This is a genomic window from Erythrobacter mangrovi, assembly GCF_013260645.1.
Lineage (GTDB): Bacteria > Pseudomonadota > Alphaproteobacteria > Sphingomonadales > Sphingomonadaceae > Qipengyuania > Qipengyuania mangrovi.
The window spans coordinates 2910743-2937370 of the sequence record NZ_CP053921.1 but is presented as its reverse complement, the minus strand read 5'-3'; the positions used below and the strand labels follow the sequence as shown (position 1 = coordinate 2937370).

General features: G+C 63.4%; 19 protein-coding genes. 16 read left to right on the top strand and 3 right to left on the bottom strand.

The window, feature by feature from the left end; all coding sequences use genetic code 11:
• Positions 1-73 precede the first annotated feature (73 nt).
• The 12 genes from HQR01_RS14520 to HQR01_RS14465 all read left to right on the top strand — a co-directional run bounded on the left by HQR01_RS14520 (position 74) and on the right by HQR01_RS14465 (position 15530).
• Positions 74-1621, top strand: coding sequence for a tryptophan halogenase family protein (locus HQR01_RS14520; protein ID WP_173215790.1), 1548 nt, complete (start codon positions 74-76; stop codon positions 1619-1621).
• Positions 1618-2337, top strand: a complete 720-nt coding sequence (locus HQR01_RS14515; protein WP_173215788.1) for a SapC family protein — start codon at positions 1618-1620, stop codon at positions 2335-2337. Before HQR01_RS14520 ends, HQR01_RS14515 begins: the two co-directional genes overlap by 4 nt.
• Complete coding sequence (locus HQR01_RS14510; protein ID WP_173215786.1) at positions 2330-3361, top strand: cupin-like domain-containing protein; 1032 nt, start codon at positions 2330-2332, stop codon at positions 3359-3361. The genes HQR01_RS14515 and HQR01_RS14510 overlap by 8 nt, the downstream gene beginning before the upstream one ends.
• A complete protein-coding gene (locus HQR01_RS14505) occupies positions 3358-4860 on the top strand; it encodes a tryptophan halogenase family protein (RefSeq protein ID WP_173215784.1) in 1503 nt (500 codons plus the stop codon). Before HQR01_RS14510 ends, HQR01_RS14505 begins: the two co-directional genes overlap by 4 nt.
• Before the next feature lie 66 nt (positions 4861-4926).
• Positions 4927-5988 (top strand): LacI family DNA-binding transcriptional regulator, encoded by a 1062-nt coding sequence (locus tag HQR01_RS14500; RefSeq protein ID WP_173215782.1) that lies wholly within the window; start codon positions 4927-4929, stop codon positions 5986-5988.
• Complete coding sequence (locus HQR01_RS14495; protein ID WP_173215780.1) at positions 5975-7171, top strand: MFS transporter; 1197 nt, start codon at positions 5975-5977, stop codon at positions 7169-7171. Before HQR01_RS14500 ends, HQR01_RS14495 begins: the two co-directional genes overlap by 14 nt.
• Positions 7172-7251: 80 nt before the next feature.
• The gene (locus tag HQR01_RS14490; protein WP_173215778.1) at positions 7252-9699 is read left to right on the top strand and encodes a glycoside hydrolase family 3 protein; all 2448 of its coding nucleotides are present in this window, start codon (positions 7252-7254) and stop codon (positions 9697-9699) included.
• A gap of 26 nt (positions 9700-9725) precedes the next feature.
• Entirely contained in the window at positions 9726-11015 is a 1290-nt protein-coding gene (locus tag HQR01_RS14485; RefSeq protein WP_173215776.1) for a sugar MFS transporter, read from the top strand.
• A gap of 91 nt (positions 11016-11106) precedes the next feature.
• On the top strand, positions 11107-11841 hold the full coding sequence (locus tag HQR01_RS14480) for a 3'(2'),5'-bisphosphate nucleotidase CysQ (RefSeq protein WP_173215774.1): 735 nt from the start codon (positions 11107-11109) through the stop codon (positions 11839-11841).
• A gap of 93 nt (positions 11842-11934) precedes the next feature.
• Positions 11935-13146, top strand: coding sequence for an acyl-CoA dehydrogenase family protein (locus HQR01_RS14475; RefSeq protein ID WP_173215772.1), 1212 nt, complete (start codon positions 11935-11937; stop codon positions 13144-13146).
• Between the two features lie 15 nt (positions 13147-13161).
• Positions 13162-14232 (top strand): acyl-CoA dehydrogenase family protein, encoded by a 1071-nt coding sequence (locus HQR01_RS14470; protein ID WP_173215770.1) that lies wholly within the window; start codon positions 13162-13164, stop codon positions 14230-14232.
• Positions 14229-15530 (top strand): MFS transporter, encoded by a 1302-nt coding sequence (locus HQR01_RS14465; RefSeq protein ID WP_234030187.1) that lies wholly within the window; start codon positions 14229-14231, stop codon positions 15528-15530. Before HQR01_RS14470 ends, HQR01_RS14465 begins: the two co-directional genes overlap by 4 nt.
• Here HQR01_RS14465 and HQR01_RS14460 read toward each other — a convergent pair.
• On the bottom strand, positions 15522-16748 hold the full coding sequence (locus HQR01_RS14460; RefSeq protein WP_173215769.1) for a TetR/AcrR family transcriptional regulator: 1227 nt from the start codon (positions 16746-16748) through the stop codon (positions 15522-15524). The two genes, HQR01_RS14465 and HQR01_RS14460, sit on opposite strands and share 9 nt — an antisense overlap.
• The gene (locus tag HQR01_RS14455; RefSeq protein ID WP_173215768.1) at positions 16745-18481 is read right to left on the bottom strand and encodes a class I adenylate-forming enzyme family protein; all 1737 of its coding nucleotides are present in this window, start codon (positions 18479-18481) and stop codon (positions 16745-16747) included. The genes HQR01_RS14460 and HQR01_RS14455 overlap by 4 nt, the downstream gene beginning before the upstream one ends.
• Before the next feature lie 178 nt (positions 18482-18659).
• Between HQR01_RS14455 and HQR01_RS14450 the strand changes: the two genes are divergently transcribed.
• The 4 genes from HQR01_RS14450 (at position 18660) to HQR01_RS14435 (ending at position 25665) form a co-directional block, all read left to right on the top strand.
• A complete protein-coding gene (locus HQR01_RS14450; RefSeq protein WP_173215767.1) occupies positions 18660-19895 on the top strand; it encodes a serine hydrolase domain-containing protein in 1236 nt (411 codons plus the stop codon).
• A gap of 10 nt (positions 19896-19905) precedes the next feature.
• The gene (locus tag HQR01_RS14445; protein ID WP_173215766.1) at positions 19906-21942 is read left to right on the top strand and encodes a 3-hydroxyacyl-CoA dehydrogenase NAD-binding domain-containing protein; all 2037 of its coding nucleotides are present in this window, start codon (positions 19906-19908) and stop codon (positions 21940-21942) included.
• A 150-nt stretch (positions 21943-22092) separates the two neighbouring features.
• Entirely contained in the window at positions 22093-24816 is a 2724-nt protein-coding gene (locus tag HQR01_RS14440) for a TonB-dependent receptor (protein WP_173215765.1), read from the top strand.
• 84 nt (positions 24817-24900) lie between these two features.
• Positions 24901-25665, top strand: coding sequence for an SDR family NAD(P)-dependent oxidoreductase (locus HQR01_RS14435; RefSeq protein WP_173215764.1), 765 nt, complete (start codon positions 24901-24903; stop codon positions 25663-25665).
• A gap of 65 nt (positions 25666-25730) precedes the next feature.
• Here HQR01_RS14435 and HQR01_RS14430 read toward each other — a convergent pair whose 3' ends face one another.
• A complete protein-coding gene (locus HQR01_RS14430) occupies positions 25731-26624 on the bottom strand; it encodes an MICOS complex subunit MIC60 (protein WP_173215763.1) in 894 nt (297 codons plus the stop codon).
• Between the last annotated feature and the right edge of the window lie 4 nt (positions 26625-26628).

Here is a 26628-nt window from a genome sequence, read left to right as displayed (position 1 = left end):
GAGAGCCGCACTGCACGCGCAGTGCGGCTCTTCTCTTTCGGACCCGGCAAAGACCGGGCTATGGTAACAGACGATGAGCGAGCGGATCGAAAGACTGGTGATCGTCGGCGGCGGAACCGCCGGTTGGCTGGCGGCCTGCGTCCTCGCGGCGCGGCGGCCCGAGCTGACGGTGACGCTGGTCGAAGCACCCGATATTCCAACAATCGGTGTCGGTGAAGGTAGCTGGCCGACGCTGCGCGAAACGCTTCGCTCCATCGGGATTGCGGAGGACGAGTTCCTGCGCGAATGCGACGCATCTTTCAAACAGGGTTCGCGCTTCGACGGCTGGACCACCGGCGAAGCTGGAGACAGCTACCTCCATCCCTTCACGCCACCGCCGCCGGGCAACATGGGGCAACTGCTTAACGCTTGGGAGGAAGCGGCGCCCGAGCTCGATTTCGCCAGTGCGATGACACCGCAGGCGGTCGCCTGTGCACACGGCCTCGCGCCCCGACAGCGCGCCATGCCCGACTTCGCCGGTGCGGTGAACTACGGATACCACCTCGATGCGGGCAAGTTCGCAGTATTGCTGCGCTGCCATGCCACCAACCGACTAGGCGTCACCCATTTGAGCGACCGGGTCGTCTCGGTCCGCGGAACCCCTCAGCGGATTGAGTCAATTGAATTGGCCGAGCGCGGCATGATCGAAGGCGACTTCTTCCTTGATTGCAGCGGGTCGCGCGCGATCCTGATCCAGGATCACTGCGGCAGTGGCTGGGTCGATCGCTCTGACGTCTCTCCGAATGACCGCGCCCTGGCTGTCCAGGTTCCGGTAGAGCCGGGCAGCCCTATCTCCTCGCAAACGATCGGCACGGCTCACGAGGCTGGCTGGCTGTGGGATATTGCGCTGCCAACGAGACGCGGCATTGGCTGCGTCTATGCTTCTCGTTTTCTCGACGATGACGGCGCCGAACGCATCCTGCGGCAATATGTAGCGGACAAGGTGCCGGGATCGAACCCCGCCTCGCTCGCCCCGCGCAAGCTCAGCTTCCCGACCGGCTATCGCGAGCGCTTCTGGCAGGGCAACTGCCTCGCCGTGGGCCAGTCGGCGGGGTTCATAGAACCGCTTGAGGCCTCCGCCATCGTCATGATCGAGCTATCATTGCGCGCACTTGCGGAGAATTTTCCGGCCTCTTTCGCAACGCTGCCGATCCATGCCGATCGGTTCAATGCGCTGTTCACCTATCGGTGGGAGCGGATCGTCGACTTCCTCAAGCTGCACTACGCCCTCAGCCATCGCGAGGAACCCTATTGGCTGGCCCAGCGCGATTCGGCACGCATGCCGCAACGCCTGACCGGCCAGCTGGCCCTATGGCGCGAACAACCGCCATCGGCTTGGGACTTCCCGCAGGTGGACGAGGTCTTTTCGGCCGCCAGCCAACAATACGTCCTTTATGGCATGGGTTTCCCCATACCATCTCCAAACTATGCGCCGGCGACACCCGAAGCGCTGGCCAGGCTCGCCGAAATACGCGAGCGTGCCCGGGGCATAGCCGCCGCCCTGCCTACCAATCGCGCCTACTTCGATGCCATGACCCAATCGTCGCCAGCGGCGCTACAAGGAGAGCTTGCCCAATCATGAGCAACCACCAGATCCTGAACTCGGCCGAGCACGGGGAGCTGCGCGTCCACACGCATGCAGATGCCACCTTTGGCGATGCGGCAATGGCAGCCCTGGTCGTTCCGACCGAGTTCCGCAGTGTGCAGAGCGAGTACCCGATTGTCTTCAAGCGCGATGCGGCCAGCGACCGGTTCTCCGCACTGGCGCTGTTTGGCTTCGAGAATGGTGAGAACCTGTTTCTTGCCAACGGTGAGTGGGGTGCCGGATATCGCCCGATGTCGATGGCAATCCAGCCCTTCCTGGTCGGTCGTCCGGCTTCCGGCGAGGGCGAAGGGCAGGTCCATATCGATCTGGATCACCCGCGCATCTCATCCAATGGCGAAGGTACGCGTGTGTTCGACGAATTTGGCAAGCCGACCCCATTCCTTGAGAGGATCGCCGAACTGCTCGGCGCCCTGCACCAGGGCTATGAATTGAGCGCGAACTTTTTCGCAGCGCTCGATCGCCACGAACTGCTCGAACCCTTCACTCTCGAAGTACCGCTGAGCGACGGATCACGAAACACGCTCTACGGCTTTCACATCATCGATGAGGAGAAGCTGCGGGCACTCGACGCCGATGCGCTAGGCGACCTCCACAGCGAAGGGCATCTGATGCCGATCTTCATGGCCCTCGCCTCGCTGTCCCAGTTTTCCGGACTCATCGCACGCAAGGAGGCTCGGATCGCCGGTGGCTGAGGCCGATCCTTCGATCTTCGCTTCGATGCGGCACATCGAAGAGCGCGAGGTGGCCGATGCTGCCGCGCTATCCGCGCTGCTCGACGAAACTCATGGCCCCTTTGTGGTGCGAGGGTTGGTACGCGAGTGGCCATTGGTGCAGGCAGGCGAGGAGTCCCCAAGCGCAGCGCGCCAATACCTGCTCGAACGAGCGCGCCCGGTGCCCTTTACCGTCAGCCTGGGCCAACCCGGTCGCGACGGACGCCTATTCTACGACAACGACTTCGGAATGAACTTCCAGACCGCAAAGGGAAAACTGGCGGATATCTTTCGCGGCTTCGATGACAATGAAGGTCGCTCCGACGCCCCGGCAATCTACCTTACCTCGGTCGACATGCGCGGCTTCTTCCACGATCTCGCAGACGAGAACCTCTCTCCTGTGCTTGATCGCAAGCCGCTCGAGCGAATCTGGATCGGCAACGCTACCCGGGTGGCCGCACACAACGATGTTCCACGAAATCTAGCGTGTTGCGCCGTCGGCCGGCGGCGCTTCACCGTGTTCCCGCCCGAGCAGTACAAGAACCTCTATCTGGGCCCGCTCGAGAACACGCCTGCGGGGCGGACGGTCAGCATGGTCGACTTCCACTCGCCCGATTTCGATGCGTATCCGCGCTTTGCCGAAGCCCTCGATCATGCACAGGTAACCGAGCTCGAGCCCGGTGACGCGATCTACATCCCCTCCATGTGGTGGCACCACGTCGAGGCGCTCGATCCGTTCAACATCCTCGTAAATTACTGGTGGCGCGATACGCCTGCATTCCTCGGCCATCCGCAAGAGGCGCTGAACCACGCGATCCTGGCGCTGCGCGACCTGCCGGATGCGGAAAAGGCGATCTGGCGCGACCTGTTCGATCACTATGTTTTCGATGCGGGCCCCGAAGTCACCGAACATATCCCCGAATCGGCTCGCGGCATCCTATCTCGGCTCACACCCGAGACCGCAGGCCAGATCCGCGCCTTCCTGCTGAGGACACTCAACCGATGAACAGCACCCAGCCACGCAAGCGTATCGTAGTCGCCGGGGGTGGTACCGCCGGATGGATGGCAGCTGCCGCGATCGCGCGCACCATGGGCGAAGCAGTCGACCTGACGCTGGTGGAATCGGATGCGATCGGGACCGTCGGGGTGGGTGAAAGCACCATCCCGCCGCTGGTCAACTTCAACCGGATCATCGGCATTCCCGAAAGCGAGTTCATGCGCGAGACGCAGGCAACCTTCAAGCTCGGCATCGAGTTCGAGAATTGGCGCGTCGACGGCGAGAAGTACTTCCATTCGTTCGGCTCAACGGGACGCGACCACTGGACTGCGGGGTTCCAGCATTTCTGGATGGAGGGGCTGCAACGCGGGCACGGTGAGAGTTATGACGACTACTGCATCGAGCTGCAGGCTGCCTATGCGAACAAGTTCGCGCACCTGCCCGACGATCTATTGAACTATGCATACCAACTCGATGCCACTCGCTATGCCGCATACCTGCGGCGACTGGCCGAAGAGGCAGGCTGCACACGCATCGAGGGGCGGATCGCCGAAGTGCAGCTCGACGGCGAGAGCGGCAACATCGCGGCCCTTCTGCTCGACAATGGCAAGCGGATCGAAGGCGAACTGTTCCTGGACTGCACAGGTTTTCGGGCCCTGCTGATCGAAGGCGCGCTGCACGTGGGATACGACGACTGGCGCCACTACCTGCCTTGCGACAGCGCCATTGCGGTACAAACCTCCAGTGTCCGTCCGGCGATCCCCTATACCCGCGCGATCGCCCATGATGCCGGCTGGCAATGGCGCATCCCGCTGCAACACCGCCAGGGCAACGGCATCGTCTATTGCAGCCGATATCTCTCCAAGGACGCAGCACTCGACCGACTGCTCTCGACCATCGAGGGCGAGCCGTTGACCCAACCCAACGCCATTCCCTTCGTCACCGGGGCAAGGCGCAAGCAGTGGCATCGCAATTGTATTGCCGTAGGGCTGTCAGGCGGCTTCCTTGAGCCATTGGAATCGACCAGCATCCACCTGATCCAGCGCGCCATCTTGCGCCTGCTGCGGATGATGCCTGCCGGCGAGGTGAGCGAACGCGATGTGGCCGAGTTCAACGATCAGCAACTGACCGACATGGTCCAGGTCCGGGACTTCCTGATACTGCACTACAAGGCGACCGACCGACGCGACAGCCCATTCTGGCGGCAGTGCGCGGCGATGGAGATTCCCGATACGCTGCAACAGAAGATTGAACTGTTCCGCGAAACGGGCCGCGTCTTCCGCAAGAACGAAGAGCTCTTTGTCGAGAATAGCTGGGTGCAAGTGATGATGGGCCAGGGCATCATGCCGAAGGCGCACCACCCGATCGCCCGCAAGATGAGCGATGAAGAGTTGACGCGCTTCCTTGCTAGCTTGCGTGACAACGTGGCAAGTACTGTCGCCGCCCTGCCGGCGCATTATCAATATGTTGCTCAATATTGCGGTGCGAAGGAAGTGGAAGCAGCTTGATACGGGCTTGTGCAAACCGCGCCGATGCGGTGACGATGCGACGGACGAGGGAGGATTAGGCAGACCATGGCTCGGCGCCGCCAAGCAGTTACGATCAAGCACGTCGCAGCCGATGCAGGGGTTTCCCTGCAGACTGTCAGCCGTGTCATCAACAATGAACCCAACGTCCGGCCCGAGATGAAGGAGCGGGTTCAGGCGAGTATCGACAAGCTCGGTTACGTTCCTTCGATCGCCGCGCAACGGATGAGCGGCTCGCGTTCATACATGATCCTCGCGATCAACGATCGGGAGCGCACCATCGCTGACTGGCGCGCGCGCGAAGGTACCGACTGGGTCGACCAGATGCTGCTTGGCGGCATGCTCACCTGCGACGAGCGCGGGTATCGCATGTTGGTGGAACTGGTCGACACCCACAGCGACCATGTCGAGCGCGAGTTGAGCGCGACCATCGCCGCCCTCCAGCCGGATGGAGTTATCCTCACTCCGCCACACTCCGAGAATCCGCTGATCACCAACTTGCTCGCCAAGCGCAACATTCCATTCGCGCGCATCGGGTCCAAGGCGCTGGGTCCGGGCGTGCCGATGACCATGGGGGACGAGCATCTCGCGGCGCTGGCGACCGAGCATCTCGTCAGTCTCGGCCATAGCCGCATCGGCTTCATCGCGGGACCGGAAGAATACGCGTTGGCCGGTTGGCGTATCGATGGCTGGGAGGATGCGATGGCAAAGGCCGGGCTCTCTACCGAAGACCTCTGTGAACGGGGCGACTTCGGCTACGAAAGCGGCCTGGTGGCGTCCAGAACGCTGCTAGAAAAATCTCAGCCGCCCACCGCGATTATCGCCAGCAGCGCGCAGATGGCGCTGGCTACGCTCGCCGTAGCCCGCGAGCGCGGCCTCGACGTGCCCGATGACCTATCGGTGGTCAGCTTCGACAACACTCCGCTGGTCCGCTTCACTCAGCCGCCGCTGACCGCTCTCGACCAGCCAATCGCCGCGACGGCTGCGCGCGCCGTGGAACTGTTGATCGACAGTCGCGAAGACGGCCTGCCCGAAGAACCTGTCGTCGTGCTGGGCGAACTCGTCGTTCGCAGTTCCACAGCCCGGGCAAGACCACGTGACGGCAACTGAAGCCGGGCTGGGCGCACAGCGTCAGTCGCTTTCATTCCTGTGGCTCTACGCCCTCGCCGCAGCGGGCGGTGCGGTCGCCTACGTGCCGTTCCTCACGGTCCTGTTGCCCGAACGCGTCACCGGCTTCGCCGGCTCATCGGGCGTCGCGGTACTTGCCTATACCGCGTTTGCCGGGGCCATTGCGGCCAGCTTCGCCAACATCGGCTTCGGCTGGCTTAGCGATCGCACGGGTTTGCGGCGACCATGGATCTTCGGCGGTGTGGTGTTATCCGGCTTCCTTCTCGTCGCCATGGCACGGGTCGACAGCCTGGTCGATCTGATCCCGATGATCATCGCATGGCAGCTTGCCCTTAACATGATGCTCGGTCCGTTGGCGGCCTGGGCGGGAGATGTCGTTCCCGACGCACAGAAGGGACTGTTGGGCGGCCTGCTGTCGCTGGCTCCCGCACTTGGTGCGCTATCCGGCGCACTGGTAACCTGGCCCGGGCTTGCGAGCCCCGACGCAAGGCTGACCCTGGTCGCGCTCATCGTCGCGGCGATGGTCCTGCCCGTCCTGATATTCGGGCATCCGCGCCCGATGCCCAGCCTAATGGAGGAGGCGCCACCGGTACAGGACCCGCTACTCGTGGAGCGCGCACCGGTCGCGCGGATGTGGTTGGCCAGGCTTCTGGTCCAGGTAGCCGAGGCGGCCCTGTTCGCCTTCCTGCTATTCTGGTTCCGCAGTATCGACAGGAACGTTACCGACAACGATACCGCCGCAGTCTTCAGCATCGTGCTGTGCGTTTCGGTCCCACTCGCCCTGGCAGCCGGGCGCTGGTCGGACCGCAACAATCGGCCAGTCCTGCCATTGACGATCGGCGCAGGCCTGGGTTCGCTGGGCCTCCTCGCAATGGCGACGGCGCAAACCCTGCTGACGGCGATTGGCAGCTATATCTTGTTCGGACTTGCGACCAGTGTCTTCCTCGCCTTGCATTCGAGCCAGACCCTGCGCGTACTTCCGCGACCGCGGACGCGCGGACGCGATCTGGGTTTCTTCAACCTGACCAATACCGTGCCGTCACTGATCATGCCGTGGCTCACCCTGGCATTGGTGCCGGTCTTCGGCTTCGATGCCCTCTTCCTTCTCCTCGCGGCCCTGGCCGCCGCGGCCTGCCTGATCCTGTTGTCGATGCGACGCATCTAGGCGCTTGACCTCCCCCGCCAGCCATGGCACCAGAGTTGTGAACGTTCTCAACATAACTCGAGAACCGGAGGGAATTGGGGATGAAGGTTTGGTTGTGGGCTTCTGTCGCGGCGCTCGCGGTGACCGGTTGCGTACCAGGTCAAAGTGCAGTTGCCAGCGCTTCGGACGCCCCAACCGAGGCGCCGGGCACAACGCACGCAGAACTCTGGCCCGAAGCGCATAGTCCCGCAGCGATCACCGATGCCGCGACCGAGGCCGCGATCACCGCATTGATCGAAAAGATGACGCTGGCCCAAAAGGTCGGCCAGGTGGTCCAAGGCGACATTTCCTCGATCGAGCCCGAAGATCTCAAGACCTACCCGCTGGGATCGATCCTGGCGGGCGGCAACAGCGGCCCCAATGGGAATGATCGCGCGAGCGCCGAAGAGTGGGACAAGCTGATCCGCGAATTCCGCGCGGTATCACTGCAGCCACGCGCCGATGGCGTGGCCATCCCGATCCTGTTCGGGGTCGATGCGGTCCACGGACACAACAATATTCCCGGCGCTACCCTGTTTCCCCACAATGTCGGACTTGGCGCGACGCACGATGCCGACCTCATCTACCGCATCGGCGTGGTCACCGGAGCTGAGATCGCCGGCACTGGAATTGAATGGACTTTCGCTCCAACCCTGGCCGTCCCGCAGGATGGGCGCTGGGGCCGTGCTTATGAAGGCTACAGCTCCGATCCGTCGATCGTTGCCGCCTACAGCAAGGAAATGGTGCTGGGGCTGCAGGGCGAACTCGTATCCGGCCAGATCCTAGCCCGCGACAAGGTCGCCGCAACTGCCAAGCACTTCCTCGCCGACGGCGGCACCGACAAGGGCCAGGACCAGGGTAACGCGAAAATCTCCGAAGAGGAGCTCGTCCGTATCCATGCCGCCGGTTACCCACCCGCCATCGATGCCGGTGCCCTGACAGTGATGGCCAGCTTCTCCAGCTGGCAAGGGGTCAAGCATCACGGCAACCGGTTCTTGCTGACCGACGCGCTCAAGGGCCGGATGGGCTTCGAAGGCCTCGTTGTCGGCGACTGGAACGCGCATGGCCAGATCCCCGGTTGCGAACCGACCGACTGCCCGACTGCGCTTCTGGCTGGCCTGGACCTCTACATGGCCCCGGACAGCTGGAAGGGCCTCTACGAAAGCTTGTTGCGCCGGGCGGAAGCAGGCGAAATCCCGATGGACCGGCTCGAGGACGCGGTGCGCCGCATCCTGCGTGTCAAGTTCAAGCTGGGCCTGATGGATGGCCAGCCGGACAAGCGCGGCGACTTCTCGGTAATCGGATCCCCCGCCCACCTCGCCATCGCTCGCGAGGCGGTCAGCAAATCGCTCGTGCTGCTCAAGAACGAGGGATCGGTGCTTCCGATCAAACCCAGCGCCAAGGTGCTCGTTGCCGGCCCCGGCGCGAACGACATGGCGATGCAGTCGGGCGGCTGGACCATCGGCTGGCAGGGCACCGACGTGACCAAGGCCGACTTCCCGAACGGCCAAACGCTTTGGGACGGAATCTCCGCTGCGGTGTCGCAAGCCGGAGGCAAGGCTACGCTCTCCAACGACGGCAGCTTCAGCGAAAAGCCCGACGTCGCCATCGTGGTGTTCGGCGAAACCCCCTATGCTGAGTTCCAGGGCGATCGCCCGCACCTCGATTTCACCGGCAAGGGCATCGAAACCATCGCCGCACTCAAAGAGCAAGGCATCCCCGTGGTCGCGGTGTTCCTGTCAGGCCGGCCGATGTTCGTCGGTCCCGAGATGGCCGTAGCCGATGCCTTCGTCGCGGCATGGCTCCCCGGCTCGCAAGGCGCAGGCGTTGCCGATGTACTGATCGCAGACAAGGACGGCAGGACCCCGCGTGACTTCACCGGCACGCTGTCCTTTGCCTGGCCTTCGGGCTGCGAGCCGGGCGCGCCAAACCTTTTCCCCTTGGGCTTCGGCGGCAGTTATGCCGCGAAGCCCGCCGTCCCCGCGCTGGCTACCGAATGCTCTCTCTCAGGTATTAAGAGCGGGGACGGCCTTTCCATCTACGACCGCGGGCTGCAATCGGGCATCTGGGCCTTCACCGGCGACACGGGCCTGGTGAACCTCGTCGGCGCAGGTCCGGGCTTCAAGTCGACCGCTTTCGATATCGGGGCGCAAGAAGATGCGCGGCGCTTGCAGTGGAGCGGCCCTGCAACCCTGCAATTGCGCTGGGATGCATTGCCCTTCCCCGAGACGGCCGCGCTGAGCATGCGGGTCCAGGTCGAGCATCGGCCGACTGGAACGGTGACGCTAAGGGCACTGGGTGAGAACGCGGCGGGTTCGCGGGATTTTACGTCGACCTTCTCGCTGGTCGAAGGCAAGGGCATGCGCGAACTTGAGGTTCCGCTCTCCTGCCTCGCCACTGGCGATATCACCGGTATAGAGATCGCCAGCAGCGACGCATTCGTATTCGAACTGGATTCGATCAAGGTCGTGCCGCAGGCAGCACAGATGGATTGCACCGGCCCCTTCTGAAGGCCGGGCACGGGAGGATATCAAACATGGCACTTGCACCTGGGGTTGCGACCAGCACCGATCCGAATCCGATCGAGGAAGAGGGCCCGCCGATCGACGCGCCCGGCCTCAACTACTTCGTCTTCGCGCTGTTCTTCATCTTTGGCGGCATCACCTCGCTCAACGACGTGATCATTCCCAAGCTGAAGGAGCTGTTCACGCTGAGCTTCTTCGAAGCCAGCCTGGTGCAGTTCTGCTTCTTCATCGCCTATGCGGTAGTCGGCATCCCCGGCGCACGGCTGGTCAAGAAGCTGGGCTATATGCGCGGCGCCGTTGCCGGCCTGCTCACCATGATGGTCGGCTGCCTGCTGTTCATTCCTGCCAGCCAGACCGCCGTGTTCGGCGTGTTCCTGTTTGCCTATTTCATCCTCGCTACCGGCGTAGTGCTGGTCCAGATCGTCGCCAACCCGCTGATCAGCCTGCTCGGCCCGGCCAAGACGACGCACAGTCGGCTGACCTTCGCGCAGGCGTTCAATTCACTGGGTACGACGATCTTCCCCTATGTCGGATCGATCCTGATCCTCGGAAGCCTGGCGACGGTCACCGCTGCCGAATTGTCGGGCGCCGAACTGCAAGCCTATCGCACCGCCGAAAGCCAGGCCATCGTCAACGGCTATCTCGGACTCGCAGCTGCGCTGGCAGTCGTCGCGGCGATCGTGTGGGCTTTCCGCAATCGCCTGAAGGGTGAGCAGCACGACGAATCGAGCCTTGCGGAAGGGATCGCTCTGCTCAAGCGGTCACGGTTCGGGTATGGCGCTGCCTGCATCTTCCTCTACGTCGGCGCCGAAGTCGCCATTGGAAGCTTCATCGTCAACTACCTGATGCAGGCGGAAGTCCTGAATCTCGCCGAGCAGGACGCGGGCAAGCTGATCTCGCTCTATTGGGGCGGTGCACTCGTAGGGCGCTTCATCGGCTCTGGCCTGCTGCGAATGGTCAGCCCAGGCCTGCTGCTGGCAACGGTAGCTACCGGAGCCATCACGCTGATCGCCATCTCGGCGAACAGCACCGGGGTCGTCGCCGGCTATTCGCTCCTTGCGGTCGGCCTGATGAACTCGATCATGTTCCCGACGATCTTCTCGCTCGCCTGTGAGAAGCTGGGACCGCGCGCCGCAGACGGCTCGGGCATCATCAACGTCGCCATCGCCGGCGGTGCGGTGATCCCGGCAATCTATGGCGCGCTGGCAGACCAGGTCGGCCTGGCAGCTGCGCTGGCATTGCCTGCCGCCTGCTATGCGATCATCGCCGGCTTCGGGATCTTTGCACGCAAGCCTGCGTAGCCTTCGGCAGCGTACAAATTGGGGTTCGCAAGGCGGTTTCGGTCTGCCATGCGGGCCCCAAGCCTTTTGAGGCACAAGGGACAATTCCACGATGACCGATGCCGAACTTGCCGCCCATCTCGCCGAGGTAGCTGGCAAGATCCTGATCCAGGTGCGCACCAGCGGCATGTTCGAAGGCAAGAGCCTGGGCACGGCTGGCGACCAGACCGCCAACCAGTTCCTGGTCCATGCGCTGCGTCACCAGCGACCCGATGACGGCCTGCTGTCCGAAGAAAGCAAGGACACTGAAGAGCGCCTGTCAAAGAGCCGCGTTTGGATCGTCGATCCGGTCGACGGCACGCGCGAATATGGCGAGGAACGAACCGACTGGGCGGTCCATGTCGCACTATGTGTCGAAGGCAAACCCGAAATAGGCGCGGTTGCCCTGCCCGGCCTTGATGTCGTGCTGCGCAGCGATGCTCCCACCGCCATGCCTCCGGCCGCAGCCAAGCCGCGCATGGTCGTCAGCCGCACCCGCCCAGCCAAGGAAGCAGTTGCCGTGGCCGAAACCATCGGAGCCGAGCTTATCGGCATGGGCTCTGCCGGGGCCAAGGCGATGGCGGTGGTACGCGGCGAGGCGGAGATTTATCTCCACACCGGCGGGCAGTTTGAATGGGACAGCGCCGCACCGGTTGCGGTGGCGATCGCCCATGGGCTTCATGCCAGCCGCGTCGACGGAAGCCCGCTGGTCTACAACCAGTCCGACACCTACATGCCTGACCTGCTGATCTGCCGCCCGGAATGGGCCGAGCGAGTCCTTGCCGAAGTGACCAGACTGGAGGACTGAGGACGGGCGCAAGCGCGCCCTTCCCTAGCGTATTTCAGTCCCTCCCAAATTTGCGGTATGGGAGTCGCCACAGAGAAGAGAGGACCACACGCCATGGCGACCCAGCTCGAAGCCGATACCCCGACCGACGAGGAGGCCTTCCGCGCGGAAGTGCAGGCTTTCCTTGCCGAGAATTTTCCCGCCGAACTGAAGAACAAGGGCAATGCCCTTGCCGGTGTCGACGGCCCGACCGATGAAACCCCGGCCATGAAGGCCTGGCGCGAAGCGGTTGGCGCCAAGGGCTGGGGCACCCCCACCTGGCCCAAGCAATATGGCGGCGGTGGCCTGACCAAGGGACAGGCGCGCATCGTCGACCAGGAATTCGCCAAGGCCGGCGCCTATAACCCGATCGGCGGCATGGGCGTGATGATGTTCGGCCCGACGCTGCTCGAATATGGCAGCGAAGAACAGAAGATGGAGCACATCCCCGCGATCTGCCGCGGCGAAGTGCGCTGGTGCCAGGGTTATTCGGAACCCAATGCCGGATCCGACCTTGCGAACCTCCAGACCTTTGCCGAGGACAAGGGTGATCACTACATCGTCAATGGCCAGAAGACCTGGACCAGCGGCGGCCAGTGGGCCGACAAGTGCTTTGCCATCGTCCGCACCGACAAGAGCGACAAGCATCGCGGCATCAGCTTCCTGCTGATCGACATGACCTCGCCCGGCGTGGAAGTACGCCCAATCACGATGATCAGCGGTACCAGCCCATTCTGCGAAACCTTCTTCACCGATGTGAAGGTACCCAAGAAGAACCTCGTGGGCGTTGAAGGTCAGGGCTGGACCATCGGCAAGCGCCTGCTGCAGCATGAACGCACCAACATTTCGGGCGGTGGCCGCCTGGCCAGCATGATGGGCCAGAGCCTCGGCGACATGGCCAAGAAGTACTGCGCCACCGATGCAGATGGCGAACTCGCCGACAAGGTGCTGCGCGACAAGATCGCCGATTTCGAAATCCGCTGGGGCAGCTTCCTGCTGACCGCGCGCCGTGCGGTGGAGGAAAGCAAGGCCACCGGCGGTGTTTCGGAGATCAGTTCGGTGCTCAAGAAGGTCGGCACCAAGCTGAGCCAGGAGCGCAGCGAGCTGCTGATCGAGATCCGCGGCCTGCAGGGGCTCGGCTGGGAAGGCGACGGCTTCACCGACGGTGAACTCGAAGCCGTGCGCGGATGGCTCTTCGGCAAGGCGACGACGATCTACGGCGGCTCGACCGAAATCCAGAACAATATCATCGCCAAGCGTGTGCTCGGCATGCTCGACCACCAGTAAGAGAGGGCGAGGAACATGGCAGTTCTCAACGAAGAACAGGAAATGCTGCGCGACATGGCGCGTGAATGGGCGGTCAATGAAAGCCCGGTCACTGAATTCCGCAAGGTGCGGGCAAGCGGCGAACCGGAAGCGTTCAACCGCGATGCCTACGCCACGATGGCACAGATGGGCTGGGCCGGAATCATCGTGCCCGAGGCGCATGGCGGTTCGGACTTCGGTTACATGTCGGCTGGCCTCGTGTTCGAGGAACTGGGCAAGACGCTGACCGCCAGCCCTCTTCTGGCGACCACCATCGCGGCCAGCGCGATCGCGCTTGGCGGCAGCGAGGAGCAGAAGGCCAGGTGGCTCCCGAAGCTCGCCAGCGGCGAGGCGATCGCCACCCTGGCGGTCGACGAGGGCGCGGCGCATGACCCTGCAGCGATCGAGACCAGTGTTTCAGGCGGCAAGATCAGCGGCAAGAAGACCTTCGTCCATGAAGCGCATGGTGCCGACCTGTTCGTCGTCGCGGCGAAGGATGGGCTCTACCTGGTCGAGAATGGGGCCGGCGTTACGCTGACCACGCGCAAGCTGACCGACCAGCGCAGCCATGCCGACGTCACCTTCGATGGTGCCGCGGCAGACAAGCTAGCGGGCGGCGGCGACAGCCTGCTCGACGACGTGCTCGACCGGGCTCGCGTACTGACCGCGGCGGAAATGCTCGGCATGGCGCAGCAGGTATTCGACGTGACGCTTGAGTACCTGAAGCAGCGCGTCCAGTTCAACCAGGTGCTCGCCAGCTTCCAGGCCCTGCAGCATCGCATGGCCGACCTCTTCGCCGACCTGGCGCAGATGCGCAGCGCGGTCGAGGCGGGCTTGCAGGCGGTCGACAGCGGTTTCGGCGTGGCGCGCGCTGCGACCATCGCCAAAGCCGAGGCCAATCGCGTGCTGCACACGATCAGCAACCAGGGCATCCAGCTCCACGGCGGCATCGGCATGACCGACGAATATGACGTCGGCTTCTACCTCAAGCGCGCCCGCGTGCTTGAGGCGAGCTGGGGTTCATCGAGCTTCCTCAAGGACCGCTACGCCAGCCTGGGGGGCTATTGAGCGAGCCGCTCGCCCCTTCGGGCGAGGAAATGGAGGCGCTCCCCGAAGACGACGTCTGGGAGCGCCACCACGCCTTCATGGCGACGAACCTGAAGCGCAACTACCGCGCGACCCTGATCCATGGCGTGTTCGGGATGACGGGCTTTCGCCTGATCTATGCCCCGACGATCATTCCCGCCTACCTCTACCTGCTAACCGGGAGTGCCGCAGCGGTCGGACTGGGCACCGCCCTGCTCCAGCTCGGCGGCACGGTCTCGCCGATCCTGTCTGGTGCCCGGGTCGAAAGCCGAAAGCGGATCATGCCCTATGCCATCGGGGTTGGGTCGATGATGCGGGTCATGATCCTCATCCTCGCCGTCGCTGCATGGACGCTGGATGGGTCCGCCCTGCTGGCGGTCACCCTGCTTTCATTCCTGCTGCTGGGCTTCTTTTCGGGGGCACAACGCGTCGCATTCCAGATGCTGATGGCCAAGGTCATCCCGATCGCCCGGCGCGGTCGCCTGCAGGGTGTGCGCAACATGCTCGGCGGATTGATCGCGGCCGGGCTGGCGTGGGTTGCCGGGCATTACTTCATCGAGCAGACATGGCTCGGCAACGGCTACGCCACCACCTTCCTGCTCGCCTTCGTGCTCACGTCGATCGGGCTGGTTGCGCTGCGCATGGGCCTGACCGAACCCGATGCGCCAAGCTTGCGCCCGGAGATGCCGCTTCGCCAGCGCCTCAAGCAATTCGGCGAGCTTCTGCAGCACCGCGACTTCCGTGCCTTCCTGTTCGTCCACGGCTTCGCCTCGATCTCGCGTGTCGGGCTACCGTTCTGGACGCTCTACGTCGGCGACAGGCTGGGCCTGGATGGTCGGCTGATCGGATCGCTCAGCCTGGCTTTCCTTACGGCCGATACGCTGTCGAACCTCGCCTGGGGGGCGATCGGCGACCGCTACGGTTTTCGCCTGGTCTATCTCGGCTCACTGGCCAGCAGCCTTACTGGCCTCGCGCTGCTGGTCTTCGGTGACGGGTGGCTGCTGCACCTCGCATTCGTCGCGCTGGGAATCGGTTCATCGGGCTGGATGATGGCAGCGCTCACACTGGTGCTCGAGTTCGGCGCACACGAGGATATCCCGATGCGGCTCGCCCTGCTCACGACGGTGGAGGGTGCGGTGTCTTCGGTGGGCCCGGTCCTGGCCGGCGTCGCTATTGCGGCGATGGGCTATCCGCCGCTGATCGCGGTATCGGTCGCCGCCCTGCTCGCCTCGCTCGCCTTGATGCAGTTCAAGGTACGCGAGCCGCGCAGCTCAAGCTGACGGGGCGATCATCCCGTCTGACAGTACCGAGAGGTAGGTCCGGACGGCATCATCGGTCGCACCGAAGCGAGCTGCCCAGTGACGGGCCTCATAGGCCGAGTTGACCGTCGACATCAGTACCTGCCCGGCAACCAGCGGGTCGATCGGGCGCACCGAGCCATCGGCGATCCCGTCGATCAGCATGCCGGCAAAGCGCCGGGCCAGCCGGTTCGAACGGGTCACTACATTGATCTTGTGGGCCGGATCGAGCGCCTGCAGGGCCGTGGTACGCAGCAAGGGCGTGCTGTCGAAGAATTGCAGGTCGACGAGTTCGGCGAGGACGCTGGCCAACCGCGACCAATAGTCGCCGGCAAGATCCAGCCCGGCCATCTGGACCGCCGACATGCGGTCATAGCTGTGGCGGAAGCAGGCCAGCACCAGGTCATCCTTGGCATCGTGGTGGTGATAGAAACTGCCCTTGGTGACGTTGAGGCTTTCGGCAATGCGATTGACCGAGGCCCCGCGATAACCCCGCTGGTTGATCGTCACCGTCGCAGCACGCAGGAAGGCCTCGTTCTGGCCCGTCTCTTCGTCGACATGCGTCCGCCACTCGCCTGCCAGCGCTGCAGGGGCGAAGGTGCCACATACGGCAGGAATGCCGTGCGCAAGGACATCGAACAGGCGATCCTCGATCCGCGGGAAGTCGCGCGCCGAATATTGCAGCGACCAGACCGGCCACCACATTATCGCTTCGAGCAGGATATGCGCACGGGCGGAGAATAGCGCGCGCTCCTCATTGCTGCCCCACTCGCCAAAGAAGCGGCGGACGAGATCCACCACGCGCAGGTAGTGCGCCATCAGCGGATCCTGCGCTTCGGGCTCCAGCGTGCGAATCTCGGACAAGGCCGTGGTCAAGCCATGCTCGCCTGCGCGGATGCGGGCACGCACTGCAACATGGGAGGCGATGAAGTGCCGAAGCCGCGAGGCCGGATCGGGCTGGGCCAGCGCTTCGGCAGCCATCTGCTCCATCGAGGACAGCGTTTCCTCGTAGACGGCGACGACCAGCTGCTCCTTGCGGGCGAAGTAATAGGTCACGCTGGTCGCGTTGAGCCCGATGGCCTTGGCGACTTCAGCCAGCGTAGTTGCCTGGACGCCGTATTCATTGATCAACACAGAGGCGGCATGGATGATCGCCTCGCGCTTCTCGCCGAATTTGCGGGTCGCGACCGGGCGGTTCATGCGAAGAAGGCTCCAAGGTCCTTCTTGAGGATCTTGCCATTGGCGTTACGCGGCAGCGTCTCTTCGACGAAGGCGATCCGCACCGGCACCTTGAACTTCGCCAGCCGCTCGGCAACCCAGGCGCGCAGCTCTTCCTCGCTCGCCGATGTGCCGGGAGCAAGATGGACCACCGCGGCCGGTTCCTCACCCAGTGTGGGATGGGGAATGCCGATCAGCGCCGCATCGGTCACCGCCGGGTGATCGTAGAGCACATTCTCCACTTCGGATGAGTAGATGTTCTCGCCCCCGCGGATGATCATGTCCTTGGCGCGATCGACAATATAGCAGAAGCCCTCCTCGTCGAGCCGCGCGAGGTCGCCCGTGCGCACCCAGCCATCGATGAAGGTTTCGGCGGTCGCTTCCGGACGGTTCCAATACCCCTTCACCACCATCGGCCCACGCGCCCACAGTTCACCCACTTCACCCACGGGCAGTTCGGTCATGCCGTCCTCTGACATGATCTTGAGGTCGGCAACCGCTACCGGCGGGCCGGCACTGTCGGGGCGGTTAAGGTAGTCTTCCGAATTGTTGCCCGTGACCGTCGCCATGGTTTCCGTCATCCCCCAGCCGTTGCCGGGGAGCGCGCCAAAGACCTCGCGAATCTTGCGCACCAGCTCGGGTGCCGAAGGGGCCCCGCCATAGGAAATCGATTCGAGGCTGGAGAGATCGTGTTTCTCGCGATCGGGATGCTCGATCAACTGCCAGGCTATGGTCGGCACGCCCCCCGTCAGATTGACTTTCTCGCGCTCGATCAACTCAAACGCCCGTACCGGATCCCATTTGTGCATGAACACCATGGTGTGCCCCGCCACGACCGCACCCATCATGCTGGCCGAGCATGCGGTGACGTGAAACAGAGGAATGACCGTAAGGCCAACTTTCTGGACCGGTGCCGGCGGCTCTTCACCCCGGCGCAGTGCGGCAACCGCCACGCTCCACCCGCTGGACAGAATATTGGTGCACAAATTGCGGTGGGTGCCCAGCGCCCCCTTGGGCTGGCCGGTGGTACCGCTGGTGTAGAAGATCGTCACCTCGTCGTCGGGGGCGATTTCGACCTCGGGCAGCTCCGCCTCGGGCAAGGCAACATAGTCGTTCGGAGCACCGATGATGTCCTCGAGACGTTCGGCATCCACCATCGCCTCATGCGAACGCGAGACGAAAACCGTCGCCAGGTCAGGAAACTCACTGCGCAGCGGCGCAATGCGCTCCCAACGTTCGGCATCGCAAACCAGCAGCTTCGTCCCCGAATCGGCGAGGCCGAACGCCAGTTCGGGCCCGGTCCACCAGGCGTTGAGCGGTACGCAGATCGCCCCGAGCGTAGTCGCGGCGAAGAAGGCCACGGGCCATTCGGGCAGGTTGCGCATGGCAATCGCCACTCGATCGCCCTTCGCTACGCCGCGCGCACGAAACTCCGCCGCCAACCGCGCGACCGCGCGGAACCAGGCCGCGTAGCTGACGCGTTCGTCTTCATAGATCGTGAAGAGCCGGTCCCCATGTGCCCGCCCCGCCATGGCCACGACCCGCAGGTTTGCGGGAGAATTTTTCCAGGCGCGAGTCGGCACTCCGCGAATGTCGACTGTCTCCATTTCGAAGCGTTCGCCGGGGGCGGTCAGGCGCTCGTAGCATTGCGCGCGGGTCATGGCCGGCCATCCCGCGGGCGGCACGAAGCCGATCGCGCGTGCGAGTTCATTCATTCTTGTCACCTCGTCCGTCACCCTGCTTGGGCGACTCCCTCTCGTGCTACCGCTCTAACCTCGCCGCGCCTCATCGCGCAAGCCGCCTTCGAAGGTGAGGTATGAGGGTGGCAAGACCAAATGAAATCGCTATTCGGGTAAAACAGAAGCATAGGTATGCGCACAAGTGGAGAGATGCATGTTCGAGCTGGCCGAGGCCGCAACACGGGGATTCGATGCCGACAGGCTGGCGCGAATCGCGCCATTCCTGGCTGAAACCTATGTAAACGACGGGCGCCTGCCGAATGCCCAGCTGGTCGTCGCGCGCGACGGGGCGCCAGTTTATTACACCAAGCTCGGCGTTATGGGCGACGATGGGCGGGAACTGCGCGACGATGCGTTGTTCCGCATCGCCAGCATGACCAAACCGGTCACTTCGGTCGCCTTCATGCAACTCGTCGAACAGTGCAAGGTTGCCCTGGAAGAGCCGGTCACACGCGTCTTCCCGGAGTTCGCCAACCTCAGAGTCTATGCCGGTGGCGGCGGATCAGTTCCCTTTGCGCCTGGCGCGCCTGCGCACCCCATGCGCTTCGTCGACCTGCTGACGCACATGTCCGGCCTCACCTATGGCCTGCAGAACCGCAACAATATCGATGCGGTCTATCGCGAGCACAATTTCGATTTCGCACGCGACCATCTCGACAGCGACGAGTTCATCGCCCGACTGGCCAAGCTTCCGATTGAGTTCGCTCCGGGCCAGGGCTGGAACTATTCGGTTTCGACCGACGTCCTCGGCATCGCGGTCGAACGGATCAGCGGGATGCGGCTGGGCGAATATTTCGAAAAGAACATCTTCGCCCCGCTGGGCATGAATGACACTCGCTTCGGCGTGAAGGAAAGCGACCTGGAGCGCCTGGTCGACGCCTATGCCTACCGTCCTGGCCAGTCACCAAGGATGATCAGCGCCGGCGCCACAAGCAAGCTGGCCCAGCCGGGAACCTTTGACAGTGGCGGGGGCGGGCTGATCGGTACCATCGCCGACTACCATCGCTTCACCACCATGCTGCTCAATGGCGGCGCACTCGACGGTGCACGCATTCTGAGCCCCAAGACCTTGCGGCTGATGCGCACCAATCACTTGCCGAACAATGCCGACCTAACCGAGATGTCGAGCAGTCTGTTCTCCGAGGCCAACAACGCCGGCACCGGTTTCGGGCTGGGCTTCGCGATGGTGATCGATCCGGCCAAGACGCTGATGCCCTCAAGCATGGGCGAGTTCTATTGGGGCGGTGCCTACTCGACCGCCTTCTTCGTCGATCCGGTCGAACGGATCACCATGGTTTTCATGACGCAGGTTTACCCCTCGTCGACCTATCCCATCCGGCGGCAGCTCAAGACGCTGATCTATTCCGCCCTTACCGACAGCTATGCCTGAGGAGACAGCCATGACCTCGCCCATCCGTACCGAACGCCATGACAACGTCCTCGTCGTCATCTCCGACAATCCGCCGGTCAACGCATTGGGGCAAGCCGTGCGCGCGGGCCTCAAGGATGCGATCGAACAGGCTCTGTCGGACGACAGCATCGAAGCGGTGGTTATCCGCTGCGATGGCCAGACCTTTTTTGCCGGAGCCGATATCACCGAATTCGGCAAGCCGCCCGTTGGCCCGAACCTGCCTGAGACGCTCGATGCGATGGAAGCGAGCGACAAGCCGGTCGTCGCCGCGATCCATGGCACCGCGCTCGGCGGCGGGTGCGAAGTCGCCCTCGCCTGTCACTACCGTATTGCGGTTCCCTCCGCCAAGCTGGGCCTGCCCGAAGTCAAGCTTGGGCTGATCCCCGGTGCCGCGGGCACCCAGCGCTTGCCGCGCCTCGTCGGGGCCGAGGCGGCCCTGCCGCTGGTTGTCGGCGGCAACCCGATTCCGGCAAAGAAGGCCGAAACCATTGGCCTGGTCGACGCCATCGTTGCCGAGGACAGCCTGGAGGCGGACGCCATCGCCTTCGCCCGTTCGAAGATCGGCCAGCCGGTCCCGCGCGCGTCCGAGGGCAAGGCAAACGAAGACGGCGTGCGCGATCCCGACCTGTTCGACCGCTTCCGCGCCTCGCAGGCCCGGCAGATCCGCGGTTTCGACGCGCCCAATGCCGCGATCGAGGCGGTAAAAGCAGCAGGCGAACTGTCCTATGCCGATGGCGTGAAGAAGGAACGCGAACTGTTCATGAAGCTCATGACCGGCACCCAAAGTGCCGCCATGCGCCACTACTTCTTCGCCGAACGCGCCGCCAACAAGATCGACGATATCCCGCGCGACACGCCGCTGATCCCGATCCGCAAGGTCGGCGTCATCGGCGCCGGCACGATGGGCGGCGGCATCACCATGAATTTCCTGTCTGCCGGGATCCCGGTGACCATTCTGGAAATGGCGCAGGACGCGCTTGATCGCGGCACCAGCGTTATGCGCAAGAACTATGAGAACAGCGCCAAGAGGGGCCGCATGACGATGGAGGCGGTCGACAAGGCGATGGGCCTGCTGACCCCTACCCTGAGTTACGATGACCTTGCCGATTGCGACCTCGTGATCGAGGCGGTCTACGAAAACATGGACGTAAAGAAGCAAGTCTTCGCCAAGCTCGACAGTGTGGTGAAGCAGGGCGCAATCCTGGCTTCGAACACCAGCTATCTCGACATTGACGAGATTGCCACGGCAACCGCGCGGCCCGGTTATGTGGTCGGCATGCATTTCTTCTCACCGGCAAACGTGATGAAGCTGCTCGAGGTCGTGCGTGGCAAGGAAACGCGCCACGACGTGCTCGCCACGGTGATGAAGCTCTCGAAGACCATCGGCAAGGTCGCCGCAGTCTCGGGCGTATGCCCCGGCTTCATCGGCAATCGGATGCTGTCGAAGCGCCAGGAACAGGCGAATGCCCTTATCATGGAAGGCGCAAATTACTGGGACGTCGATGACGTACTGCTCGAATTCGGCTTCCCCATGGGCCCTTTCCAGATGGGCGACCTCGCCGGAATCGATATCGGCTGGCACCGCGATCCAACAAAGGTGACCACGATCCGCGAAGCACTCTGCGCGGTCGGCCGGTTCGGCCAGAAGGCGGGCAAGGGCTTCTACGACTACGACGAGGCGCGCAATCGCACGCCATCCGACGAAGTTCGCGCCATCATCGCCGATTTCGCCACGAAGGAGGGCAAGGCACAGCGCGAGATCAGCAAGGACGAGATCCGCGAGCGCCTGCTCTATCCAATGGTCAACGAGGGCGCGAAAATCCTCGAAGAGGGCATGGCCCAGCGCGCCAGCGACATCGATGTGGTATGGATCAACGGCTACGGCTGGCCACTCTACACCGGTGGACCGATGTTCTGGGCGACCACGGTCGGGCCGGACAAGGTCGTAGCAGGCCTCGAACGGCACGGCCTGCCGGTCAGCGATTTCTTGCACAACAAGGCTGAAGCAGGTCGCGGATTTGACTGAAAACTGCTCGAAGTGCGACATTTTCGAAACGCCGGTACGACATTCGTGAGATTTTGAAGGCAGTTCAACCTGGCTTGTCTTGACTTGACCGTCAGGCCGGCCATTGACGCAACCATAACGGGGAAAACTCCCCGATGAGAGGAGAAGCAAATGCGATATTCCGGACTACGCCACCATTGCGCCCTGGGCGCGCTCGCGGGGGTTCTCGCGCTAGCACCAATGGCGGCGCAGGCGCAGGATGCGGCCGATGAAGCTGATACTGCTGCAGAAGTTGAAGCCGATACCAGCAACGTCATTATCGTTCGCGCGCAAGGCCGCGACCAAACTTTGGCCGACGTGCCCGTCGCCGTGTCCGCCGTTTCCGGAGAATTGCTGCAGAAGTCCGGCGTTGCCGACATTCGCGACCTCAACCAGGTGGCCCCGTCGCTGCTGGTTTCCTCGACCGGCAACGAAGCCAACGGCTCGGCCCGTATTCGCGGCATCGGTACGGTCGGCGACAACCCCGGCCTCGAAAGCTCGGTCGCGGTCTTCGTCGACGGCGTCTATCGCTCGCGCTCGGGTAATGCCCTGTCCGAACTTGGCCCGCTCGACCGCGTCGAGATCCTTCGTGGCCCCCAGGGAACCCTCGGTGGCCGCAACGCGTCGGCAGGCCTGATCAGCGTCTACACGGCGCCGCCAGAGTTCAATTTCTCGGCCTATGGCGCTTTCACCTATGGCAATTACGACGCCATCAAGGTTGAAGGCGGGATCAACGCGCCGCTCAACGACACCATCGCTGCCCGCGTCGACGGCGTCTACTTCAAGCGCGACGGCTTCTATAACGATGTCACCAACGGCACCGACGTCAACGACCGCGATCGCTACCTCGTCCGCGGCCAGTTGCTGTTCGAGCCGACCGAAGACATCAGTTTCCGCCTCGTCGGCGATTACTCGAAGAAGGACGAAGCCTGCTGCGCAGCGACCTTCGTACAGGCCGATTTTGCCCCGGGTGCCAGCATTTCGCCAGGCTTGAACTCGTTCACCCGCCCCAACGGTGGTCCGCCGCTGACCAGCACATCCAACCCGATCATCCCGATCCTGCTTGGACTAGGCCAGGATCCGCGAGCACTGAGCCAGTCGACCTTCGATCGGAATATCTATCCGACCGCGGGTCGCAGCTATCAAGGTGAGACCGAAGACTACGGCATCTCGGGCGAACTCAACTGGAGTTTCGGCGATATCACGCTGACTTCGATCACCGCCTATCGCGAGTATTCGAACACCCAGGCGTCGGATACCGATTACACCACGGTCGACATTCTGTACCGCGCTCCGGGTGAGAACGCCGGCGCTCGCGAATTCAAGACCTTCACCCAGGAACTGCGCCTCAACGGTACGGCTTTCGACGACCGGCTCGACTGGCTCGTGGGCGCCTATTACGCGCATGAGAAGCTGCAAACCCGCGACAACCTGCGGTTCGGCACGCAGTATGGCACCTTCGCCAACTGCCGTATCGCGCTGGCGATCAATCCTGCACTCGCCGATCCGACGGCGACCAACTGCTTTGGTGCCAACATTGCGGCAATCGACGGCACGCTCGGTCCATCACCGCTGGGTGCAGCAGCACCTTTGATCGTTGCCGGTATCAACAACCTGGCGCAGATCCGCGACATTGGCGGCACGGGCGACGTCTATAACCAGACGAGCGAGAACTACGCGTTCTTCACCCACAACATCATCCATGTCACGGACACGATCGACCTGACCCTTGGCCTTCGTTACACCAACGAAACCAAGGACTTCAACGCGACGTTCAGCAATGACAACGTGTTCTGTCCGCAGAATCGCGCTTTGCTGAGCTCGCTGCTCACGACCCCGCTCGCCGGCCTCGCAGGCGGCCTCATCGCGCTGTCCTGCCAGGGCAACTCGACCGCCGAACTCGACGGTGTTTCGGTTGACGACAGCCGGGACGAGGACGAACTGACCGGGACTGCGATCCTGAGCTGGAAGCCCAGCCCGGACTGGCTGACCTATGCTTCCTACTCGAAGGGTTACAAGGCGGGCGGCTTCAACCTCGACCGTTCGGCACTGGCCAACCCGCTGGCTCTCAACGCCAACAATCTCGACACTGCGAATCTGCAGTTCGATGCAGAGACGGTCGATGCCTACGAACTCGGCGTGAAATACGCCGGCCGCAAGTGGGGCTTCAGCATCGCCGCGTTCCGCCAGGAGTTCTCGAACTTCCAGCTGAACACCTTCAACGGGTCGGTCTTCCTTGTGCAGACGGTGAACGGATGCGATACGGACCTTGGCGGCGCCGACCGCGATGCCAGTGCAACCACCGGGAATTGTGCGGCTGGTGACATCGCACCGGGCGTTGTGGCCAAGGGTATCGAGTTCGAAACCTCGCTGCGTCCTACCCGCGATCTGACCGTGAGCATGGGCCTGACTTATGCGAACACGAGCTACGCGAACAACCTGGTAGGTCGTGACGATGGCACCCCGCTCGATCCGGCGCTTCGCCTGCTCCCGGGTGACAACTTGTCGAACGCACCGGAGTTCGTGACGACGGCCTCGCTCAGCTGGACCCCGCCGATCGGCAATTCGGGTCTGTCCGGCCTGTTCTTCATCAACGCGCGCTCGACCGGGGATTACAACACCGGCTCCGACCTGCTCTATGGCAAGGAACAGGATAGCTATGTGGTCGTGAACGGCCGTGTCGGCGTGACCGGACCCGATGACAAGTGGGCCCTCGAGTTCTGGGCGAACAACCTGTTCAACAAGGACTATACGCAGGTCGCGTTCAATACGCCGTTCGTGGCTCCGCAGCAGACCTACTCTGCTTTCCTTGCAGAGCCGCGGACCTATGGTATCACGGTGCGCGCCGCTTTCTAACGGCTCGCCAAAGACCGATAAGATGGGGCCCGGCGTCGCAAGATGCCGGGCCCTGTTCGTTTTGCTAGCGAAGGAAGAAATCGCATGTCCACTTTCGACCTAACCGGGAAAATCGCCGTCATCACAGGATCGAGCCGCGGGATCGGGCGCGCCATCGCCGAAGGGCTCGCTGCACAGGGGGCACGGGTCGTCATCTCGAGCCGCAAGCAGGAGGCCTGTGACGAGGTGGCCGCCGCTATCAATGCCAAGCATGGCGCAGGTCGAGCGATCGCCATCGCTGCCAGCATTTCCGAGAAGGCGCAGCTTGAAGATCTGTTCGCGCAGGCCAAGTCCGCGCTTGGCCCAGTGGACATCCTCGTCTGCAACGCCGCGAGCAACCCCTACTACGGATCGATGGATGGAATCGCAGACGAGCAGTTTCGCAAGATCCTCGACAACAACGTCATCTCCAATCACTGGCTGATCCAGCTTGCGTTGCCCGACATGCGCACCAAGGGGGACGGCGCGATCGTGGTGATCAGCTCGATCGGAGGGCTGCGCGCTTCGACGACTATCGGGGCCTACTGCATCTCCAAGGCCGCCGACTTCCAGCTGGTTCGCAACTATGCAGCCGAGAACGGGCAACACGGCATCCGCGTCAACGGCATTGCGCCGGGGCTGGTGAAAACCGATTTCGCCAAGGCACTGTGGGACAACCCCCAAGCACTGGCCGCAACCGAGAAGGCGCTGGCAATGCGCCGGATCGGCGAACCTGAGGACATCGCGGGTGCCGCGATCTACCTCGCATCACCGGCCGCGCGCTGGACGACCGGTCAGACCATCGTGGTCGATGGAGGCGCGACGATCTAGGTGATGGCGAGGATCAGGAACGCACCGCGCCGACAAGGTGCGGAGGGCACATCATCAGCACCTAACTAAGCCTCCGGCTTCTCCGCGGGGCTCGGCTGTTCGATCCGATTGCCTGTTGCGTCGCGCAGCAGGCGCGGTTCGAGCACGGCCGAGGTCTCGATGCGGTCGAGTGCCTTTTGCACCGCCGCGTAGCGTTCGGCATCGCGGATCCAGCCTGCGGCATTGGTGGCACCGGGAAGCGCGCGCACCTCGGCGATCGCCGCTTCTGTCCGACCACTTTCGAGGAACAGCCGCGCACGGTCGAGCCGGCGCTGCGGCTGTGGCGACGGGGCGCTTTCGCTGCGGATCACGAAGAGCTGCGACAGTTCCTCGCGGAAGCGGGCGAAGCCGCTTTCACTGGTCGATTCCGCGAGCCGCGGGGAAAGTCCCTCAAGCCGCGCGATCAGCTGGTCGAGCGTTATCGGGTTGCGACTGGCCCTGATCAGCGTTTCGACGGCATTCGGCATGGCGTCGCCGAAGCGTAATCGCAGCTGGTCAGCCAGGAAGCCGAGTTCTGCGCCCTTTTCCAGCGCCCGCCGCGTTGCGAAGGCGATCAGCAAGCCTTCTGCCCGCGCGGCATTGCCCGCCGCGGCCTGCGCCTGCAGGTCGAGCCGCGCCAGGCGCTGCTCCGCTGCCGCGAGCCGCTGGTCGAGCCCGCCCTGCTGTTCTTCGACCCGCGCAACCGCCTGCTGTGCCGCCTGGCTCGCGGTCGCACTGGGTGTGGGGGTGGGTTCAACTGGTACGCTGGAGGCTATTGCCTGCGGATCTTCGACCGCCGCGGGTTCGGCCGCCGGCTGCCCGGCCAGGCGATAGACGCCATAGCCGACCACTGCGCCACCCAGGAGGAATGCGCCGAGGACCGCCACGAGCATAGGCCTGGCCGATGTCCCCTTGCGCTTGCTGCTAGCGAATTCGTTCATCAAA

Bases quoted from the DNA above. Each gene is read 5' to 3' on its own strand.
- HQR01_RS14520 (WP_173215790.1), top strand. From the start codon at position 74: ATGAGCGAGCGGATCGAAAGACTGGTGATCGTCGGCGGCGGAACCGCC.
- HQR01_RS14515 (WP_173215788.1), top strand. From the start codon at position 1,618: ATGAGCAACCACCAGATCCTGAACTCGGCCGAGCACGGGGAGCTGCGC.
- HQR01_RS14505 (WP_173215784.1), top strand. From the start codon at position 3,358: ATGAACAGCACCCAGCCACGCAAGCGTATCGTAGTCGCCGGGGGTGGT.
- HQR01_RS14500 (WP_173215782.1), top strand. From the start codon at position 4,927: ATGGCTCGGCGCCGCCAAGCAGTTACGATCAAGCACGTCGCAGCCGAT.
- HQR01_RS14490 (WP_173215778.1), top strand. From the start codon at position 7,252: ATGAAGGTTTGGTTGTGGGCTTCTGTCGCGGCGCTCGCGGTGACCGGT.
- HQR01_RS14485 (WP_173215776.1), top strand. From the start codon at position 9,726: ATGGCACTTGCACCTGGGGTTGCGACCAGCACCGATCCGAATCCGATC.
- HQR01_RS14480 (WP_173215774.1), top strand. From the start codon at position 11,107: ATGACCGATGCCGAACTTGCCGCCCATCTCGCCGAGGTAGCTGGCAAG.
- HQR01_RS14475 (WP_173215772.1), top strand. From the start codon at position 11,935: ATGGCGACCCAGCTCGAAGCCGATACCCCGACCGACGAGGAGGCCTTC.
- HQR01_RS14470 (WP_173215770.1), top strand. From the start codon at position 13,162: ATGGCAGTTCTCAACGAAGAACAGGAAATGCTGCGCGACATGGCGCGT.
- HQR01_RS14460 (WP_173215769.1), bottom strand. From the start codon at position 16,748: ATGAACCGCCCGGTCGCGACCCGCAAATTCGGCGAGAAGCGCGAGGCG.
- HQR01_RS14455 (WP_173215768.1), bottom strand. From the start codon at position 18,481: ATGAATGAACTCGCACGCGCGATCGGCTTCGTGCCGCCCGCGGGATGG.
- HQR01_RS14450 (WP_173215767.1), top strand. From the start codon at position 18,660: ATGTTCGAGCTGGCCGAGGCCGCAACACGGGGATTCGATGCCGACAGG.
- HQR01_RS14445 (WP_173215766.1), top strand. From the start codon at position 19,906: ATGACCTCGCCCATCCGTACCGAACGCCATGACAACGTCCTCGTCGTC.
- HQR01_RS14440 (WP_173215765.1), top strand. From the start codon at position 22,093: ATGCGATATTCCGGACTACGCCACCATTGCGCCCTGGGCGCGCTCGCG.
- HQR01_RS14435 (WP_173215764.1), top strand. From the start codon at position 24,901: ATGTCCACTTTCGACCTAACCGGGAAAATCGCCGTCATCACAGGATCG.
- HQR01_RS14430 (WP_173215763.1), bottom strand. From the start codon at position 26,624: ATGAACGAATTCGCTAGCAGCAAGCGCAAGGGGACATCGGCCAGGCCT.